Source organism: Corallococcus terminator (assembly GCF_003611635.1).
Taxonomy (GTDB): Bacteria; Myxococcota; Myxococcia; order Myxococcales; family Myxococcaceae; genus Corallococcus; species Corallococcus terminator.
In genome coordinates this window covers 1-17,617 of sequence record NZ_RAVZ01000205.1, presented here as the reverse complement: position 1 = coordinate 17,617, position 17,617 = coordinate 1, and the positions used below count along the sequence as shown (strand labels likewise).

Here is a 17,617-nt window from a genome sequence, read left to right as displayed (position 1 = left end):
GGGGAGGGCTGGGCCCGCACGGCGTCGTAGCCCGCGAACAGCTCGTCCAGGCCCGGGGCGGCCTCGCGCCATCCCGAGCGCGCGGGCGGAGGCTGACTGCGCCCAATGCGCAGCGACTTCAGCTCGGGCACCTCCGCGCGTCGCTCCAGGTCCGCGGTGGAGACGGAGAGCCGCACCCCCGTCCAATCCTCGCCGGTGCGCTGGAGCACGGCGGCGCGCATGCGCAGCGTGCCTTCCTCCAGCGTGCGGGGAAGGCGCAGGTCATACGTGGGCACCCACCGGGCGCCCGACACGGCGTACTCCAGCACGAGGCGCGCATCCGTGTCCGCGGGCAGGGGACCGGACAGCGTCAGTTGCGCCGCGCGGAACAACTGGGCCCGGTCGCCCCTGAGCGCGGAGGACAGCTCCTGGACGCGGCGGCGGCGCAGCTCCACCTCCGCCGTGGCGTCGCGCTGCTGCCGCTCCAGTTCCAACCGCTGGGCATGCAGCGCCGCCAGCTCCGAATCCACGAAGCCCGCCAGCGACAACATGGAGGTCAGGGGTGCCTCCCTCGGGGGCTGCCCCTTGCGCGCGGGCGGGAAGACGGGCGTCAGCCGCTGCATCGCCTCCAACTCCGCGCGCACGCGCTCCAGCCGACCGTGCACGTCCGACAGCGCGGTCTCCGCCGCTTCGAGCGAGTGCTGCTCCGCGGGCAGGTCCGACTCCGACGGCAGCCGCACCTCGAAGGCGGGACGCAGGTCGCGGACCATCAGGCCGGCCGGGCCCTCCACGACGCGCGCGCGCAGGGAATGGGTGCGCAGGGCCAGTGGCAGGCCCTGGATGCGGACCTTGTCGGGCAGGTGGCCCTGTTCAGGGGACAGCACGAACGCGCGCGTGCACAGCGCTCCTTCGGCATGAACCGTGACGGATTCCAGGATGGACGGTACGACGCGCATGGGCCCCCTCTTCCATGGAGAGGGCCGCACGCTAACCGACGTCCCCGCGAATGGCGACGGTGGCCACGCGGGCCTTTTCGACGCGGCCTCACGCACCGCGCCGTCAGGCCACCTGTCAGGTCAGAACGCGCGGTTCACGGCGTAGCCGCAGATCCGGTGCTCGGCCTTGTAGGTCGCGGGCCCGGGGATGCCGTCGATGGGGCCCGTGTAGCCGAAGCTTCGGCCCACCGTCTGCACGCGGGTCCAGTAGATGGAGCCGGGGATGCCATCCTCCTGCGCGGAGGTGCGGGGGCTGCCCCGGTTGTTCAATTCGCGCGCGGTGATGCGCACGCGGACCTTCTCCGTGTTCGGTCCCGTCACCCCGTCGATGGGACCCGTGTAGCCGAAGTCGCGCTGGCCCACCGTCTGGATGCGCTTGTAATAGATTTCACCCGGGATGCCGTCGAACTCCGTGGACGTCTGCGGCAGGCTTCCTCCCGGAGAACCCCCGCCCCCCGCGATGCGTCCGCCCGCGTAGTCCATGGACCAGCCCAGGTAGCGCGCGCCCGTCTTCGACGAATAGCCGGAGACGCTGTTGACGCCAATCGCATCCCCCCAGGACTGCGACAGGTTGTACGTCGCCATGAAGACCGTGCCGCCACCGCCGTTCAGGTCCGCGCCCACGTGCCCCGCCGACCCGATGTCCCACCAGTGGAAGGCGCCGATCTTCGCCGTCGACGCGTTCGTCGAGATGATCGTCGACGCCCGGTAGGCTTCGATGGCCGTGGGCCGCACCGCGGAGTCGGGAAGCTGCCCGAAGCGGACCATCAGCGAACCGCACCACTGGTTCCACGTCCCCCCGTCACGCTTGGGATTGGCGGCGGCATAGGCCCGGGCCCGATCGTAGATGGGTGAGTTCGCCTCGCCCTCCACCGTCCCAATCCCAGACACCTCCGGGATGGACTCCTCCACGGGGGCTCCACCGCAAGCGGCCAACATCAGGCTCGCGGTCACCAGCAGGGCAGGGGACCATGTCATCCAGTTCGTGCGCATCATCCGTCTCCAGGGGATTCAGCAGGGCTGAAATTTACCAGAAAAGCATATTATACATGATTTTCTGCATTGGATGGATGCACGCCCTGATCTTCGCCCGGACGGAAGCGCACCTCGTCGTCGCCCGCCCGGCGTCAGCCGAAGTGGAAGCCGGAGATCTGGGTGCGCATCACGGTGCCGCTCCAGGCGGTGACCCCTGTGTCCTCCCCCGCGGCACCGGCGACGACCATCAGGGGGAGCAGGTGCTCCTCGCGCGGATGGGCCTGTCGCGCGAACGGAGCCTGGGCCCAGGCCTGGAGCTTCGCGTCGCGGACGGCGGCGGGGGAGGTGGCGGCGTCGCGCAGCCACGCATCGAACTTCACGGAGACGTCGTGGGCGCGCGGGTCGCCCATGGCGCGCAGGTTGTGGAACGACAGCCCGCTGCCGAGGATGAAGATGCCCTCGTCGCGGAGCGGCGCGAGCGCGCGGCCCATGCGCAGGTGTTCCTCGGGCTCCAGCCCCTGCTTCAGCGACAGTTGCACGCAGGGGACATCCGCCTCCGGCCAGGTCAGCTTCAAGGGGATGAAGGTGCCGTGGTCGTACCCCCGCGTCGGATCCTCCGCGGTCGGGAAGCCCGCGGACGACAGCAGCTCGCGCACGCGCGCGGCGAGCCCGGGGTCGCCCGGCGCCGGCCAGGTGATGCGGTACGATTCGGGAGGGAAGCCGTAATAGTCATACAGGATGGGTGGCTTCGCGGCGGTCATCACGGTGGCCACGGGCTCCTCCCAGTGGGCCGAGACGACGAGCAGTGCCTTGGGAGGTGTTGGGGGGACCTTGCGCAGCTCGCGCAGGTAGGACGCGAGCGCTTGGACCTCCGCCCTGGGGATGCCCAGGTCCACGAAGGGCCACGGGCCGCCACCGTGCGGGATGAAGGCGACCGGCAGGCGCGAGGAGGACTTCGCTGGGGTGGCAGGGGACATGGAGGGCACCGGGGAAGAGGAACGGCGGGCCTCTAACGCGCGACCCGACGGCGTTCAACGGGAACGCCGCCGGGCCCGTCGGAGCGCACCGCGACGACGACCCGGGGGACCTTGAGCGCCACGTCACAGCCCCAGCCCCCCAGGCTCAGCGATACCAGCGGAGCCGGGCCAGGGCGTCGCCTCCGTGCTCGTAGTACTCCATGACCACGGTGTGCTCGCCAGCGCTCATCCAACGGGTCCCGAAGAAGCTCGTGGTCGGCTGGTCCCTCCACCCGTCGATGATGCGCTCGCCGTCCACGAACACGCGAACGCCGTCATCCGCCTCGGCCAGGAAGGAGTGGAGGCCTGACTCGAAGCTGAACCGTCCCATCCAGCGCACGGAGAAGTCGTCGGGTCCCACCTCTGGCACGGGGCTGCCCGTGGCCCAGAAGTACGCGAGCGGCGCTCCTTCGCAGCGCACCCGCGCCGGGGCACCCTCCAGGTCCCGGTTGCCGAAGTACTCCGCCCGGTACTGTCCGAGCGGACATGCCGCAGCGACAGGCTCGAAGAAGGCCGTGTAGCTGGCGTCGTTCGGGCCGGCCTGGATGACGTGCTCCGCGGCCCCGCTGTCTGACCACTCGCGGAACTCAAGGACGCCTTGTGGCGACGGAGCGGCCACGGTGTGCGAGGAGCCGACGATGACCGAGCGGACCCGGGGCGCCGGTCCGCTCGTGCCGTCGAACACCAGCTCCAGTCCTGGCGGTGACGTCTGGAGCGTCACCTGCACGAGCTGCGGGTCCAAGGTGATCATCCAACTGCTCGTCACCCCCGTCGAGTTCGTCGCGGTCAGCTTGAGGTCGAAGTGCACCTCGTCACCATGGTCCGGGACGGTGAAGGAGCCGGTCGCACCCGTGCTCGTGGAGTACGGATGCGTGTGGCAGGTTCCCGCGGTGCAGTGGCGAAGGGTGACGGTCCACCGCAGCCGGTCGCCAGGAATGGGCCCCTCGTTGGCGTCGACCGCCGAGCCCGAGTAGGTCACCACGTCGCCCACCTTGAAGCGGTACGTCGTCGAGGGTGAGTGGATGGTCACGACCGGCACCGCGTTGCCCACGGTGACGCTCACGGTGGCGGAATGGCTGCCGCCGCGCCCATCGCTGACGGTCAGCCGGGCCACGTAGAAGCCGGTCGCGGCGTACGGGTGCTGCGGGCCGGGCAGCGTCGACACGGGGGAGCCGTCCCCGAAGTCCCAGCGGTACTGGAGCGCGTCGCCGTCCGCGTCGCTGGAGCCCGCGCTGGAGAAGCGCACCAGCAGGGGAGGTCCACCCCTGCGTGGCGTCGCCGAGGCCACGGCCACGGGCGGCGTGTTGCCCATCATGTAGCGGATGCGGCGCAGTTCGCCCGCGATGATGTCCACGAAGAAGAGGTTGGAGTCCGGCCCGATGCCGAGTTCGACAAGCCGACCCACCCCGGTCGCGAACAGCGTCACGCTGCCGGGCACGAGCTGATCATCCGCATCCACCCGAAGGGCGCGGATCCACTGCTGGCTGTAGTCGCCGAAGAAGTAGACGCCCTGCCACGTCTCCGGGAACGCGGTGCCCGTGTAGAAGGCGCCGCCGGTAACCGTCTGGCCGACGCCGCGGTCCCAGAAGTGCAGCGGAGCCCTCACCGCGCCGGGCCCTCGGGCGTAGAGCGCCTGGCAGACAGGCTTGGGTTCGTAGCCGGGCTGGCGCGAGGGGCCCTCGTAGCAGGGCCAGCCCAGGTTCGCCCCGGGCGGCGCGACGTTGATCTCCTCGTAGGTGTTCCAGCCGACGTCGCCCAGGTAGGGGGTGGCGGTGCCTGGGCGCAGGCTGAAGCGATAGGGATTGCGCAGCCCCAGCGCCCATACCTTGGAGCGGTTGGCCTGGGCATTCCCGTTCCAGAACGGGTTCGAGGCCACGCCCTCGCCGGAGCGGGTGATGCGCAGGACCTTGCCCGCGAGGGAGTCCAGGTTCTGCGCCCGCAGTGCGTCGTCGTCGACCGCATCGAAGCGGGCCCCGTCTCCTGACGTCACGAAGAGGGTGTCGTCCGGCGCGAAGCGCAGATTGCCCACGGAGTGCGAGGTGCCGTCCGAGGGAATGCAATCCGCGCCCGTGGGAAAATCATTGCAGGAGTTGCCCACGGTGGTGCCGAGCAGCACGACCTCGCTCGCGGGCGAAGCCGTGTCCCCCAGGGCGCTGTAGCGCGCCAGCCGCGACGTCTTGGAGCCGGAGTCATCCGTGTCATCGTCGTCGTAGGTGTAGAGCAGGTAGATGAAGCCGTTGGTGGCGAAGGCCGGATCCACCGCGAGCCCCATCAACCCGCGATCATGGTGCGAGTTCACCCGCCCACGGATGTCGATGAATGGCACGCTCTGGAGGACGCCGTTCTTGAAGAGCCGGACCACCCCGTCCTTCTCCGCGATGAGGAGGCGCCCATCGGGAAGGCTCGCGAACGTCGTCGGGTACTGCAGGCCCGCGACAACGAGTTCGGAGGAGAAGCCTCCTGGAAGGGTGAGGGGCGCCGGGGGCTGGGCCCTGGCGGGTGACCACCCTCCCAGACACAGGGCGAGAAGGACGGCGAGGCAAGGCGGACAGCGTTGCGGTGACGGCATGAATGCAACCCTCGCGTGCGGGAGACTCGGGAGACTCGCAGGTTGTCTGCCTTCGGCCATTCGTCCCCCGGCCCTGGGTGGCTGTCAGCCAATGCGCGCCGGGCTCCCCCCATGGATGGAGGGCGTCAGCCCCACCCCCTCACGGTGGAGGAGGCCGGGGTGCCGCAGGTGGGCTCTCTCGTAAGTACCGCGGTCACTTCGCTTGGCGCATCGCCGCGGTGGGCGGATGGATCGGCTCTGGTTTCGCGCTGGAGGGGGGTGAACCGTGCGAAGGTCGCGGGCCATGCGAAAGTCCTGGCTTGGGTCTTGGGTGTTGTTGCTGTCGGCGTGCGCCACCTCGTCCTCCGTGCCTCCCGGAGGGGGGGGAGCGGCTCCTCTGCATCAGGTGAGGCGTGTGCAGGTGGCTCCGGGTGTGGAGTTGGAGGTGCTCGACTACGGCGGCAAGGGACCGGCGCTCGTGTTCCTGCCGGGCATGGGCAGCACCGCGCATGTCTACGACGTGCTGGCGCCCGAGTTCGTCGCCACGCACCACGTCTACGCGTTCACCCGGCGCGGGTACGGCGCGTCGAGCTGGCCCGCCACCGGTTACGACAGCGCCACGCTGGGGCACGACGTGCTGGTCGCGCTCGACGGGCTGGGGCTCGCGAAGGCGACGCTCGCGGGGCACTCGCTGGCGGGGGATGAGTTGAACTGGCTGGGCAGCCACCACCCGGAGCGCGTGGAGGCGCTCATCTTCCTGGACGCCACGGACAACCGGGGGGAGATCGCCGTGTTCCTGAAGGACCGGCCCCTGCCGCCGCTGCCGTTCTCCATGCTCGACGGCCAGCCTTCACGCGAGGCCGTGTCCGTCATCCTGACGCGCGATCTGGGCGGCAGCTTCCCGCCGCATGAAATCGATCAGGCGTATGAGTTCGACGCCGCGACGGGCGCCTACCTGCGCTACCACCGGCTCCCTGAAGCGACGGAGTTGTCGGTGCGCGGCGCGGCACTGCCGGACTTCGCGACGCTCAAAGGGCCGGTGCTGGCGATCTCCGACGGGCAGGCGTTCTCCGCCTGGGTTGAAGCCCTGGCCACGCGTGAAGGCGTGCCCGCCGACCTGGCGGAACGCGCCCGGGCCTTCCTTCCCGAATTGCGCCAGCACGAGGCCGCGCAGGACGCGCTGCTCCAGGGCATGCCGAACTGGAAGCTCGTGAAGCTGGACGGCGCTGGCCACTACCTGTGGCTCACGCGGCACGCGGAGGTCGTGTCCGCGATGCGTGCCTTCCTCGCGCGCTGACGCCGAAGCGCCGTCCGCAGGCCAGCCCACCGTGACGGGGAGCGCTGCGCGCGCCGGATCCGCCTGACGCTTGAATGGGTGGGCGACGCCATCACCCACAGGGCAGCCGGCCCGGCGTGCTCCGGGTCCTCCCCTCCGCCCGGACGATGACACCGGGACGCAGTGACTAGGTTCAAGGCGTCACCTCCCGGAGTTCCGCAGGAGCGCCTGGGAGGCCCGTGGACCGGAGGGCGCAGCCGCTGGAGGTGCCCTTCCCGGTGGTGCGCGGCAGGTGATGGCCCGCGGCGACGGTGCGCATGCCGTGCGCGGAGGGCGAAGGTCGCCATCCGTCCGTGACGGGGAGCCGCGTACTCCGACCGGAGGTCCAATGCTCAAGCCCTTCGATGTGCACGTCCAGGCCGAGCCGCTGACGCGCTTCGAGCCCGAACTGGACGCGGCCGGCTGGAGCACGCTCCAGGCGCAGGCCACGCGGGCCCGGGCCCTCCTGGCGGGTCGCACGTTCTGGAACGTGAGCTCCACGGCGCGGGGCGGCGGCGTGGCGGAGCTGATCCCCCGGCTGGTCGCCTACGCGCGCGGGGTGGGCGTGGACGCGCGCTGGCTGGTGCTGACCGGGACCCCGGAGTTCTTCCACATCACCAAGCGGCTGCACCACGCGCTGCATGGTTCGCGCGGGGATGGGTCTCCGCTGGGGGCGGGCGAGCACGACCGGTACGACGAGGTGCTCCGCGACAACGTGGAGGAGCTGCTGGTCCTGGTCAAGCCCGGGGACGTGGTGCTGCTGCACGATCCGCAGACCGTGGGCCTGGCGCCCGCGCTGGCCACGGCGGGCGCCCGCGTGGTCTGGCGCTGTCACGTGGGCTGTGACACGCCCAACGCCGAGGTGGCGCGGGCGTGGGAGTTCCTCGCGCCGGGGCTCGCCGCCGCCCGGCTCACCGTCTTCACCCGGGCCGCCTACGTGCCGCCCCAGTGCGCGGACCGCGCGATCGTCATCCAGCCCTCCATCGACATCTTCGCGGTGAAGAACCAGCCCCTGGCGCCCCAGGTCGCGCACGCCATCCTCGCCACGACCGGCCTGCTGCGCGGAACTCCGGGCGCGCCCGAGCCTGTCTTCACCCGCGCGGACGGGGTGCCCGCGCGAGTGTCGCGGGGCGCGGACATCGTGCGGCTGGGCGCCGAGCCAGCACCCGACACGCCCCTGGTGGTGCAGGTGTCGCGGTGGGATCCGCTGAAGGACCCGGCGGGCGTGCTGCGCGGGTTCGCGCTGCTGCTGCGGCAGTCGCCCGACCTGCGCGCGCAGTTGGTGCTCGCTGGTCCCGCGGTGACCTCCGTGGCGGATGATCCGGAAGCGACGTCCACGCTCCAGGACGTCATCTCCCTGTGGCGGCAGCAGCCCCACTTCGTGCGCCAGCGCGTCCACCTGGCGTGCCTGCCCATGGGGGACCTGGAGGAGAACGCCGCCATCGTCAACGCGCTCCAGCGCCACGCGGCCGTGGTGGCGCAGAAGAGCCTCCAGGAGGGCTTCGGGCTCACCATCACGGAGGCCATGTGGAAGGCCCGCCCCGTGGTGGCGAGCGCGGTGGGCGGCCTCCAGGACCAGGTGGTCCACGACGTGAACGGGCTGCTCGTGCGCGACCCCGGGGACCCGGCGGAGTTCGCGGGCGCGGTGCGCTCGCTCCTGGAGGATCCAGAGCGCGCCGCCCGCCTGGGCCGCCGGGCCCACGAGCACGTCCGCGCCCACTTCACCGCCGTCCGCCACCTCACGGACTTCGTGCGCCTCATCGAGCGGCTGGACGCGCGAGGCTGACGGGTTCGGCCCGGACCGCTTCAGAAGGGGACGTGCGACTCCGACCCCCGCGGCGCGGGGCCGAGGTCGCCCACCAGCGCCAGCGCTTCGGCCAGGCTCGCGGCCCAGCGCCGGAGCTGCTCCAGGTCGCGCCAGTCCCCGGCGTGCTCGCGCGCCATGGACCGGGCGAGGAAGCCCCGGGCGTCCGCTTCCAGCCGTCCCCCGAAGGTCATGTGGCCACTCGCGTGCACCTGCTCCATCAGGGCCCGCACCTGGGGCGTGGGTGGCAGGTCGCCGTCCGACGCGGAGGCGTCGAGCGGCCCGCTGGAGAAGAACCAGGTGGGCCGTTCGCGCAGTCGCCGCGCGTGCCGGTGCACGAAGCGCCGGGCGTCCCTGTGCCAGCGGTTGGCGTAGAGCGACCCGCCGACGATGACGGCGCCGTAGCCCGAGACGTCACCGACGTCCTGGGGTGCCGCCACTTCCGCGTCCAGTCCCTCGTCGCGCAGGGCCTGGGCGAGCCACCGGGCAATCCCCTCGGTGCCGCCCCGTTTCGAGCCATAGGTGACCAGGACGCGCATGACGGACCTCGGTGGATGGCACTGCCAGACAATGCGTGGACAGCGCGCCCGGCGAGGGCAAGGCCCTCCCGGCCGAGCGCTCTCCCCGGCCTTCCGGGGCCGTCACGCGAGGGGCCGGGCCGCGTCCAGCAGCAGCCGCCGCTCCGCCGCCGCGATGACGCCCCGGGTGGCGTCCACGGCCCCGGGGTCCACGGAGATGGAGGTGATGCCCGCGCGCACTAGGTGCTCCGCGAACGCGGGGCGGTTGGACGGCGCCTGGCCGCACAGCGACGACGTGATGCCCGCCTCGTGGCTGGCCCGGATGATGCGCACGATGGCGTCCAGCACCGCCGCGTCCTCCTCGTCGAAGAGTTCCGCGCACCGCTCCGAGTCCCGGTCCACGCCCAGCATGAGCTGCGTCAGGTCGTTGGAGCCGATGGACACGCCCGTGATGCCCATGCGGGCGTACTCGGGGATGCGGTAGACGACGGAGGGCACCTCCGCCATCACCCACCGCTGCATCCCGCGCGCGTGTCCCAGCGGGCTTGCGTCCACCGCCTCCAGGCACGCCTCCAGCTCCCACGCCGTGCGCACGAAGGGCAGCATCAGGTGGAGGTTGGGCGTCTCCTCCCGCACCCGGGCGAGCACCTCCAACTCCAGTTGGAACACCTCCGGCTCGCGCAGGTAGCGGTAGCAGCCGCGGAAGCCGATCATCGGGTTGGACTCGGGGGACTCGAAGTCCGCTCCGCCCTGGAGCCCGCGGAACTCGTTCGTGCGGAAGTCCGTGGTGCGGTACACCACCGGGCGTCCGCGGAAGGCGCGGGTGATGGCCAGCAGCGCGCCGGACATCCGCTCGACGAACTCGCGCTGGCGTCCCTCGGCGATGAGCTTGCGAGGGTGCACGCCGCCCAGGGCCTCGGTGAGCATGAACTCCGCACGCAGCAGGCCCACGCCGTCCACCGGGAGCGCCGCGGCCTCGCGGGCCTGACCGGGAAGGGCCAGGTTCACGTAGAGCCGCGTGCCGAGCACTTCGTGGGGATGGGCCATCACCTCGCCCGTGCGAGCGGCGGCGGAGGCCTCCGAGGAACTGGCCACCGCCACGCCGGAGGGCGCCTCCGGGACGAGGCCCTGCCACACGGCGCCCGCGCCACCGTCCACGGTGACCTCCTCTCCGTCCTGGAGCACCCGGGTGGCGGTGCGAGTGCCCACCACGCAGGGCTTGCGCAGCTCGCGGCTGACGATGGCCGCGTGGCACGTCATGCCGCCGCTGTCGGTGATGACCGCCGCCGCGCGCCGCAGCGTGGGCACCCAGTCCGGGGACGTCATCGGCGCGACGAGGATCTCCCCTGTCTCCAGCCGCGCTCCCTCGCTTGCGTCGCGCAGCACGCGCACGCGGCCCATCGCGCGGCCCGGGGACGCACCCAGTCCGGACACGCGCGGCCGGTCCGCGACTCCGACGGGCGAGGGCTCGACTCCGACGGGCGAGGGCTTCTCGACGGGGGGCTGCCCGGTCGTCACCGGTCGCGACTGCACCAGGTAGAACCGGCCGTCCTCCTCCGCCCACTCGATGTCCTGGGGGGCGCCGTAGTGCCGCTCCACGCGCAGGCCCAGGCGCGCCAGCTCCAGCACCTCCACCTCGTCGAGCACACGCCGCCCGGCTTCTTCGGGTGGGAGCACTTCGCGCTTCTCGTGGCCCACGCCGTCGCGCACCAGCCGGAAGGACTTCTGCCCCACGCGCGTCTCCAGCACGCGCGGTCCCACGCGGTCCACGACGTAGGTATCGGGCTCCACCTGTCCGCCCACGACGACCTCGCCCAGGCCGAAGGCCCCTTCGATGATGAGGTGGCTCGTGTCTCCCGTCGCGGGGTCCACGGTGAACATGACGCCCGAGCGCGATGAGTCCACCATGGCCTGCACCACCACGGCGATCTCCGGCTCCTCCGTGAGCCCCTGTGCCTTCCGATAGGACACCACGCGCTGTCCGTAGGCCGAGGCCCAGCACGCCCGCAGCCTGTCGAGCAGCGCCTCGTCGCCCACCACGTTGGTGAAGGACTCGTGCATGCCCGCGAAGGAGGTGGACGCGGTGTCCTCGGCCGTGGCCGAGGAGCGCACCGCTACCGCGGTGCATTCCCGCAGTTGATGGTACGCGGCGAGCACGGCGGTGCTCAGCCAATCAGGCAGGGGCGCCTGGAGCACCACGCCGCGCAGCGCTTCGGTGACGTCCGCGAGCGAGCGGGCATCGTCCGGATCCACGCGCCGCCACAGCTCGCGCAGTTGGGAACGCACCGGCCGCATGGCCTCATGAAAGGCGGCGGCGGTGATGACGAAGCCCGGGGGCACGGGCAGCCCGGCGCGCGTCATCTCCCCCAGGTTCGCGCCCTTGCCTCCGACCTGCGCCACATCCTCGCGCGACAGGGTCTCGAACCAGCGGATGGAGGGCGGGGGGACCCACTCCGGTGACGGCGGCCAGGCGTGCGTTTCGGTTTCGGAGGCAGGGTCCATGATTCAGCTCCAGGAGGGGGTACCTCCCGGGAAGCTGGGGCTGGCCAGCCGCCGCCGCATGCGCATCGAGCAGTCATCCAGTCATCGGAGAAAATCGGAGCCGGATTTCAGCTCGCGTCGGTGCGGACCACGGCGGGTGCGGGCTCCGGCTCTATCTCCAGGGGTTGGCCCAGACAGTCCTCGCCGTCCTGGGGCGCGGGCGTGCTGCGCGGCCGGTATTCCCAGTGCCAGGGTTCCGAGGCCACCGTGCGGCGGAAGCCGAAGCGGCAGGCATTGCCCGCGAGCCACGCATAGGTGGGCGACTCCAGGTCATTGCCTACGACGAGGTCCACCGCCAGCCCACGGTTGTGATTGGAGCGACCCGGCCGCGCGGCCTTGGGCCCCCGGCCCTTGCGGTACAGGCGCCACAGGTAGCGCTGCTGCTGGTACGAACGCCATGCGCTCGTGATGAGCAGGGACTGCCCCGCCGAGCGGGCCTCCGTGGCCATGAGCTCGAAGGCGGCGGCTGCGTCGCGGTGCATCCGGTGGCCGCCGTGGACGCGCACCAGCCGGGGCCCCGGAGCCTTGGCCTTGCGGACCTTCACGTCCTTCGCGAACCCGGCGGGCGCCAGGAGACAGACGAGGAGCACGAGGCCCCAACGAAGCAGGGGAACCGACATTCGGAGGTCCAAGCAGTGGGCGAGGACACGAAGGTGCCGTGTTTATTCCGTGCTGAAAAGCAGGCGGGCCGCCGAGCGCTCCACGCCCTTACCCGGATGCCCTGACGCTCGGTGGGCCCTAGAAGAGCGTGAGCTGGGGGGACGGTGCAGGACCGTCCCGGGGTGGCAACACGGTGAAGCCGTGGGCGCGGGCCCAGTCCTCGCTCGGACCCTTCCAGTGGTGTGCGTCCATGCGCACGTGGCCCTTGTCATCGAAAGCGACCCCTTCGGCCTCCAGCAGCTCGCGCTGGCGGGCGCCGGACGTGCTGATACCTCCGGTGCGGTTGATGATCCGCTGCCAGGGCACGCTCGCCGCGCGCGAACCCAGCGCGGCCATCGCGTGACCCACGGTGCGCGCATCGCAGCCCTGTCCGACGATGGCCGCGATGTCGCCGTAGGTGGCCACCTGTCCGGACGGCACCTGTTCACAGACGACGTAGATGCGCTCGAAGGGGTCCTGCGGATCAGTGGGGGATGCCATCGGGGCCTCCGGGTTTGGGTTGTGTGGAGAGTACCCTACCCGGAACGTTGTCCGATGTCTTCTGTCAGCGTCCTTTGTCGGCCCCCGCGGCGGCGGCCTCCGCCAGCGTCCGACTCACGCGAGCGGCCTCGGTCGCCACCATGTCCGTGGACCTCCCGCGACGATTGAGAAGACCGACGAGGTAGAGCGTCGCGTAGCCGTGCGCCGCAGCGGCGTGATTCTCCAGCAGCGTGACGGCCGCCGTCCCATCGCCTCCGGTGATCCGCAACGCGGGCTCCAGCAGCATGTCCATCAGCCGTCGCCCCGCAGTGGCCAGCGCCTGCTCCTTCCGGGCGTCGATTTCATCCGAGAAGATGACGTCGAAGCCCGCGCGGCGCTTCACCACGAACTTCACGTAGGCCGCCGCCGTGGCGGCCAGCGCCTCCACCGGGGACTCCGCGCGGGCCATCGCCTTCTCGAACGCTTCGGCGAGCGCGACCGCTGAACGCTCCGCCGCCGCCGCGAACAGGGACTCCCGGTTCGGGAAGTGACGATAGGGGGCGGCGCTGCTCACGCCCGTCCTCCGCGCTGCCTCCGCGACCGAGAGCGCGGCCCCGCCCCCCTCCGCGAGGAGCTCCAACGCCGTCTCGACCAGCGCGTCGCGCAGATCGCCATGGTGATAGCGACGGCGCCCCGTCACGCGCGGCTCATGGACGAAAAGGTTGAACTCATGTAAGAGGTCTCTTACTTCTCTGGAACATCGATGGATTCGCAGCGAGAGACTGGGGAGGAATTCATGTCGGGACTCAAAGATAAAGTCGTCGCGATCACGGGAGCAAGCAGCGGAATCGGAGAGGCGACCGCGCTGCTGCTCGCCGAGCGCGGGGCGAAGGTCGTCCTCGGCGCACGTCGAGCGGATCGTCTGGAGGCCCTGGCGTCCCGCATCGCGCAGGCGGGCGGTGAAGCCACTCATGCCTGCATCGACGTGAGCCGGCGCGACGACCTGGCTCGGTTCGTTGGGCTGGCGTGTGAGCGGTACGGCCGGCTGGACGTGCTGATCAGCAATGCCGGGGTGATGCCGGTCTCACCGCTCGACGAGCTGCGCGTCGATGACTGGGAGGCGATGATCGACATCAACATCAAGGGCGTCCTGTACGGCATCGCGGCGGCGCTGCCCGTCTTCCGCAAGCAGGAGGCCGGGCACTTCATCAACGTTGCCTCGACCGCGGCGCATCGGATCGTCCCGAACCAGTCGGTCTATGCCGGCACGAAGTTCGCCGTGCGAGCCATCTCCGAAGGCCTGCGCCAGGAGGCCGGCGACAAGCTGCGCGTCACGGTCTTGTCGCCCGGCATGACCCGGACCAACTTCGCGGACGGCGTCACCAGCCCCCAGATGAAGGCCCTGCTCTCCACGTCCCGGGACTCCTTCGCGATGCCTCCGGATGCGGTTGCCCGCGCCATCGCCTTCGCGATCGAACAGCCCGCCGACGTGGATGTTGGCGAGATCATCATCCGTCCGACCGCGCAGGGTTGAGCTTCAGGCCGCCACGGACCGCTGCGCTTCCTGGGGCGCGCTGGCCGGGTTGAACACCTCCCACTCCTTCCGCAGGCGCAGGAAGAGGTTGTGCAGGGGCAGTCCCTCGGTTTCGTACTGCCCCGCGCGGTGCTCGATGATGTGGCGCAGCAGCACGAAGCAGATCGTGGCCTCGCCCGCGGTCTCCAGCGTGATGAACTGGGCCTCTTCCGTGAACCACAGCGTGGTGGGCATCTGGCAGGCCCGCGTGGCCAGGGCCACAAGCTGGGGCTGGGGCCGCAGCCAGGGGTGGCGGGCGAACAGGGGACGGTCCACCGTGAGCGTGTCGATGAGGTTCGACATGCGCCGGTCCTTGAACCGGGGGTCGCTGTAGAGCTGTCCGTAGACCAGTCCTCGCACCCGCTTCATGAACACCTTCGTGGTCAGGGCCAGCACCGACGTGACGCGGAGCACCACCATCTGCGTGAGCTCCGGCACCGTCAGCTTCCGGATGGAGGGCCAGAGGGTCAGGTCCAGTTGCTTCCGGAGCATCACCGAAGCGTCGTCCAGACGGCGATGGGTCCAGATCAGCGCCGTCGCCACCGCCGTGCTCAACAGGCCGGGAATCCCATACAGGAACACGTCTTGGAATCCCCAGGTGCCCGAGCGCACCGTCTGGAATGCATTCCACGCGAGGACGACGGCGGACGTCAGGGTCAGGAAGAACAACCCCCACGCCATGGCGCGAATGCCCTCCAGGGTGATCCAGCCCCGCTTCGTCGGGTTCTCCGGGACGTTGTACATCTCCGGCACCTTGGTGCTGACGTCCGAGATGATCAGCGTCGGCGGGTTGGGCGACCCCTGGAACGCCAGCAGCAGCGCGTCGATGCCCTGGTTGTCGTAGACGCCGCCGTCCATCAACGGCAGTCCGCCCTGGAAGCCCGGCCCCAGCTCCGCGAGCGCGGCGCTGAGCGGGAACTCCTGGGGCCAGTGGAACTGCTGCGGGAAGACCAGCGGTTCAAAGCCTCCCGGGAAGCAGGACGACGCAGCCGCCACATCCGCCAGCCGGACGTGCCGGGCCACGGAGCGGGGAAGGGGAGCGTAGGCGTTGCCGAGGATCGTGGCGGGCCGGTTGCTTCGACGGAAGCGGAAGTCCAATCCCCGGTGGAACTCCGTGGTGTTGAAGATGGCCTCCTGGAGCTGGAGCCTGCTTGCGTCCAGGACCTCTCCGAAGTGGTGGTCTCCCAGGCAGTCGGGCCGGGCATAGACCTTCGCGGCTTCGCCAATGAGGCTGGCCCATTCGTGGCTGCCGTGATCGCGGTGCGAGGTCAGCCCGGTCAGCGCTTCGCCAATCACATTCGTCCGCTTCAGGTACGCGGAGTAGCCTTCGTAGAACTCCGGGAAGGCCTTGCCCTCCAACTGGCTCAGCACCCAGGCCAACCCGACGAGCGTCCCGCCGGACACGGTGGAGAGGCCCACCACGTCGGGCAGCAGGCCCACGGTGTCCAGGAACCGCAGGCTTCCCAGGTGGAACGTCGCCGCGCGATACCCGCCGCCGGACAGGGACAGCGCGAGAGGCCCGAGCGGCCCCGGCGTACCGGAGGGCGAAGGCGTGGAGTCAGGAGGCATGAGGACACCCGGGAAGGGAGAGGGACGCGCGGGATTGAGCAACGCCCATGCCATTCGAAGCCATGTGTCATCCCCCCGGCAAGTCCGAGCCAGGAGGGCAATGACACACCCAGGGGCCGCGTGCGGTGGGAACGCGGTGCGTCCCGGGGCTACGCGGCGTCAGCCTCGCCGGTCTCTCAGCCGCGTGTACGTGTACGACACCACCAGCAGCATCACCCCCAGCAGGATGAAGGTCAGCACCCGCTGATCCGGGGGCAGCCGCGCCACGTCCACCAGCACCAGCCGTCCCAGCGCGAGCCCCATCACCGCCAGCGCGGCCAGCCGGTACCACCGCTCGCGCACCGCGAAGCCCAGGCCGAAGAGCAGGAACGCGGCGATGACCCAGCCCAGCGTGACGAGCCCGGACGGCATCCGCGCACCCACCAGCGCCACCAGGGCCAGGCCCGCGCCCACCGCGCACACCGCCGTGAACAGCGTCCGTGTTTCAGGCTCAGGCAGGCCGGCCACGCGCACCGTCCCGCCGCGCTCCACCAGCACGAACGCCACCACCAGCCCGGCGAGCAGCGTCAGCCGTCCCGGTGTCTCCCTCTCACACGCTGCCAGCGCGACGAAGAGGATGAGCACGCCCACGCCGCGCAAGACCGGGGACTCCACCCCGCGCGCGGCCAGTCCCGCGACGAGCCCCGTCACCGTCCAGGCCGCCACCAGCGCCACGTCTTCGTAGCGAGCGGGCATCGCCAGCGCGAGCGTCACCGCCCCCAGCGCCAGGTACGCGTGCGTCAGCCCCACGGGCGCGCGCTGGAGCCGGGCCACCACCGCGCCCGCGCCATGGGCCGCGGCGATGACGAGCAGGAAGCCGAAGAGGTGCGGCTCCTGATCCTGGGCCACCTCGTACGCGCCCAGCGATGTCAGGCCCACCCAGTTGAGCAGGGTGAACGCGAGGCTCGCGCGCAGGGGCAGCTCTCGCGGACGGGCGAGCAGCGCCACGGAGAACAGCAGGAAGTAGAGCGCGAGGAAGCCCAGGCTCAGGGCGAGCCTGTCGTCCTCGGGCGCGCCGGGGGCCATGTGGCCTGTTCTCACCGCCCAGACGACGTGCGTGCTGTAGACGGCCACGAGGCTGGACAGCGGCACGATGACCCAGCGGTTGCGCACGAGGAAGAACAGCGCGCCCGCCGCGAGCAGCGTGGTGGACAGCAACGTGAACGCGGTGATGTCACTGAGCATCCCGGTGTGCAGCCCCAGGAACAGCGCGATGCCCGCCACCGTCTCCGACTGCATCCGGTGCGCGATGGTGACGATGGCCACCACGAACGCCGCGAGCAGCACCAACGCCAGCACCTGGCTGTCGATGACCCGCACCGACGGAATGAAGTGCAGCGCGTAGGTGACGAAGTACGCGAGCGCCAGCCCCCCGCCGAAGACGATGCGGCCGAACAATTCGTTGCGCCGAGACAGCCACAGCCCGAACGCGCCCAACCCCGCGCTCAACAGGTAACCCGCGCCCACGCGCGCCAGCATCCCCAGCTCCCCGAAGCGGTAGGTGATGAGGTACGCGATGCCGATGATGAGCGCCACGATGCCCAGCCGGCTCAGCCAGTAGGTGCCGACGTGTGACTCCAGGTCCCGCTGCTCGGGCGCGGCCACCGGGGGCGCGCTGGTGGGGGG

The 17,617-nt window shown here is 70.8% G+C and carries 14 protein-coding genes; 3 read left to right on the top strand and 11 right to left on the bottom strand.

The features are described from left to right. From D7V88_RS26085 to D7V88_RS26070, 4 genes are all read right to left on the bottom strand, one after another. A partial coding sequence (locus D7V88_RS26085) for a DUF4139 domain-containing protein (protein ID WP_120543342.1) occupies nt 1-935 on the bottom strand: 935 nt, incomplete at its 3' end. A 120-nt stretch (nt 936-1,055) separates the two neighbouring features. Beyond that, nucleotides 1,056-1,952, bottom strand: a complete 897-nt coding sequence (locus D7V88_RS26080) for a hypothetical protein (RefSeq protein ID WP_244238400.1) — start codon at nt 1,950-1,952, stop codon at nt 1,056-1,058. A gap of 149 nt (nt 1,953-2,101) precedes the next feature. Then, entirely contained in the window at nt 2,102-2,926 is an 825-nt protein-coding gene (locus tag D7V88_RS26075; RefSeq protein WP_120543341.1) for a DODA-type extradiol aromatic ring-opening family dioxygenase, read from the bottom strand. 145 nt (nt 2,927-3,071) lie between these two features. Continuing rightward, the gene (locus D7V88_RS26070; RefSeq protein ID WP_120543340.1) at nt 3,072-5,534 is read right to left on the bottom strand and encodes a PQQ-dependent sugar dehydrogenase; all 2,463 of its coding nucleotides are present in this window, start codon (nt 5,532-5,534) and stop codon (nt 3,072-3,074) included. Nucleotides 5,535-5,934: 400 nt separating this feature from the next. On the opposite strand from D7V88_RS26070, the gene D7V88_RS26065 reads away from it, so the two are divergent. Together D7V88_RS26065 and D7V88_RS26060 are read left to right on the top strand one after the other, a co-directional pair. Beyond that, nucleotides 5,935-6,810, top strand: coding sequence for an alpha/beta fold hydrolase (locus tag D7V88_RS26065; protein WP_341870708.1), 876 nt, complete (start codon nt 5,935-5,937; stop codon nt 6,808-6,810). Nucleotides 6,811-7,177: 367 nt separating this feature from the next. Beyond that, nucleotides 7,178-8,614 (top strand): glycosyltransferase, encoded by a 1,437-nt coding sequence (locus D7V88_RS26060; RefSeq protein ID WP_120543338.1) that lies wholly within the window; start codon nt 7,178-7,180, stop codon nt 8,612-8,614. Nucleotides 8,615-8,634: 20 nt separating this feature from the next. Here the strand turns inward: D7V88_RS26060 and D7V88_RS26055 are convergent, their stop codons facing one another. The 5 genes from D7V88_RS26055 to D7V88_RS26035 form a co-directional block, all read right to left on the bottom strand. Next, complete coding sequence (locus D7V88_RS26055) at nt 8,635-9,171, bottom strand: flavodoxin domain-containing protein (RefSeq protein WP_120543337.1); 537 nt, start codon at nt 9,169-9,171, stop codon at nt 8,635-8,637. Nucleotides 9,172-9,273: 102 nt separating this feature from the next. Then, nucleotides 9,274-11,652: a phosphoenolpyruvate synthase gene (ppsA, locus tag D7V88_RS26050; protein ID WP_120543336.1), complete on the bottom strand. Its 2,379-nt coding sequence runs from the start codon at nt 11,650-11,652 to the stop codon at nt 9,274-9,276. Between the two features lie 107 nt (nt 11,653-11,759). Beyond that, entirely contained in the window at nt 11,760-12,311 is a 552-nt protein-coding gene (locus D7V88_RS26045) for a M15 family metallopeptidase (protein ID WP_120543335.1), read from the bottom strand. Between the two features lie 118 nt (nt 12,312-12,429). Then, nucleotides 12,430-12,831, bottom strand: coding sequence for an MGMT family protein (locus D7V88_RS26040; RefSeq protein WP_120543334.1), 402 nt, complete (start codon nt 12,829-12,831; stop codon nt 12,430-12,432). 64 nt (nt 12,832-12,895) lie between these two features. Continuing rightward, a complete protein-coding gene (locus tag D7V88_RS26035; protein ID WP_120543333.1) occupies nt 12,896-13,510 on the bottom strand; it encodes a TetR/AcrR family transcriptional regulator in 615 nt (204 codons plus the stop codon). Nucleotides 13,511-13,606: 96 nt separating this feature from the next. Here D7V88_RS26035 and D7V88_RS26030 point away from each other — a divergent pair, with 96 nt between their 5' ends. Then, nucleotides 13,607-14,344, top strand: coding sequence for an SDR family oxidoreductase (locus D7V88_RS26030; protein ID WP_120543344.1), 738 nt, complete (start codon nt 13,607-13,609; stop codon nt 14,342-14,344). A 3-nt stretch (nt 14,345-14,347) separates the two neighbouring features. Here D7V88_RS26030 and D7V88_RS26025 read toward each other — a convergent pair whose 3' ends face one another. Then, nucleotides 14,348-15,952: a patatin-like phospholipase family protein gene (locus tag D7V88_RS26025; protein ID WP_120543343.1), complete on the bottom strand. Its 1,605-nt coding sequence runs from the start codon at nt 15,950-15,952 to the stop codon at nt 14,348-14,350. Nucleotides 15,953-16,111: 159 nt separating this feature from the next. Beyond that, the coding region (locus D7V88_RS26020; RefSeq protein ID WP_120543332.1) for a DUF2339 domain-containing protein at nt 16,112-17,617 on the bottom strand (1,506 nt) is incomplete at its 5' end.

Excerpts from the sequence above, each read along its gene's own strand:
- D7V88_RS26070 (WP_120543340.1), bottom strand. The coding sequence starts at position 5,534 with ATGCCGTCACCGCAACGCTGTCCGCCTTGCCTCGCCGTCCTTCTCGCC.
- D7V88_RS26040 (WP_120543334.1), bottom strand. The coding sequence starts at position 12,831 with ATGGCATCCCCCACTGATCCGCAGGACCCCTTCGAGCGCATCTACGTC.
- D7V88_RS26080 (WP_244238400.1), bottom strand. The coding sequence starts at position 1,952 with ATGACATGGTCCCCTGCCCTGCTGGTGACCGCGAGCCTGATGTTGGCC.
- D7V88_RS26060 (WP_120543338.1), top strand. The coding sequence starts at position 7,178 with ATGCTCAAGCCCTTCGATGTGCACGTCCAGGCCGAGCCGCTGACGCGC.
- D7V88_RS26075 (WP_120543341.1), bottom strand. The coding sequence starts at position 2,926 with ATGTCCCCTGCCACCCCAGCGAAGTCCTCCTCGCGCCTGCCGGTCGCC.
- ppsA (WP_120543336.1), bottom strand. The coding sequence starts at position 11,652 with ATGGACCCTGCCTCCGAAACCGAAACGCACGCCTGGCCGCCGTCACCG.
- D7V88_RS26025 (WP_120543343.1), bottom strand. The coding sequence starts at position 15,952 with ATGCCTCCTGACTCCACGCCTTCGCCCTCCGGTACGCCGGGGCCGCTC.
- D7V88_RS26055 (WP_120543337.1), bottom strand. The coding sequence starts at position 9,171 with ATGCGCGTCCTGGTCACCTATGGCTCGAAACGGGGCGGCACCGAGGGG.
- D7V88_RS26045 (WP_120543335.1), bottom strand. The coding sequence starts at position 12,311 with ATGTCGGTTCCCCTGCTTCGTTGGGGCCTCGTGCTCCTCGTCTGTCTC.
- D7V88_RS26030 (WP_120543344.1), top strand. The coding sequence starts at position 13,607 with ATGTCGGGACTCAAAGATAAAGTCGTCGCGATCACGGGAGCAAGCAGC.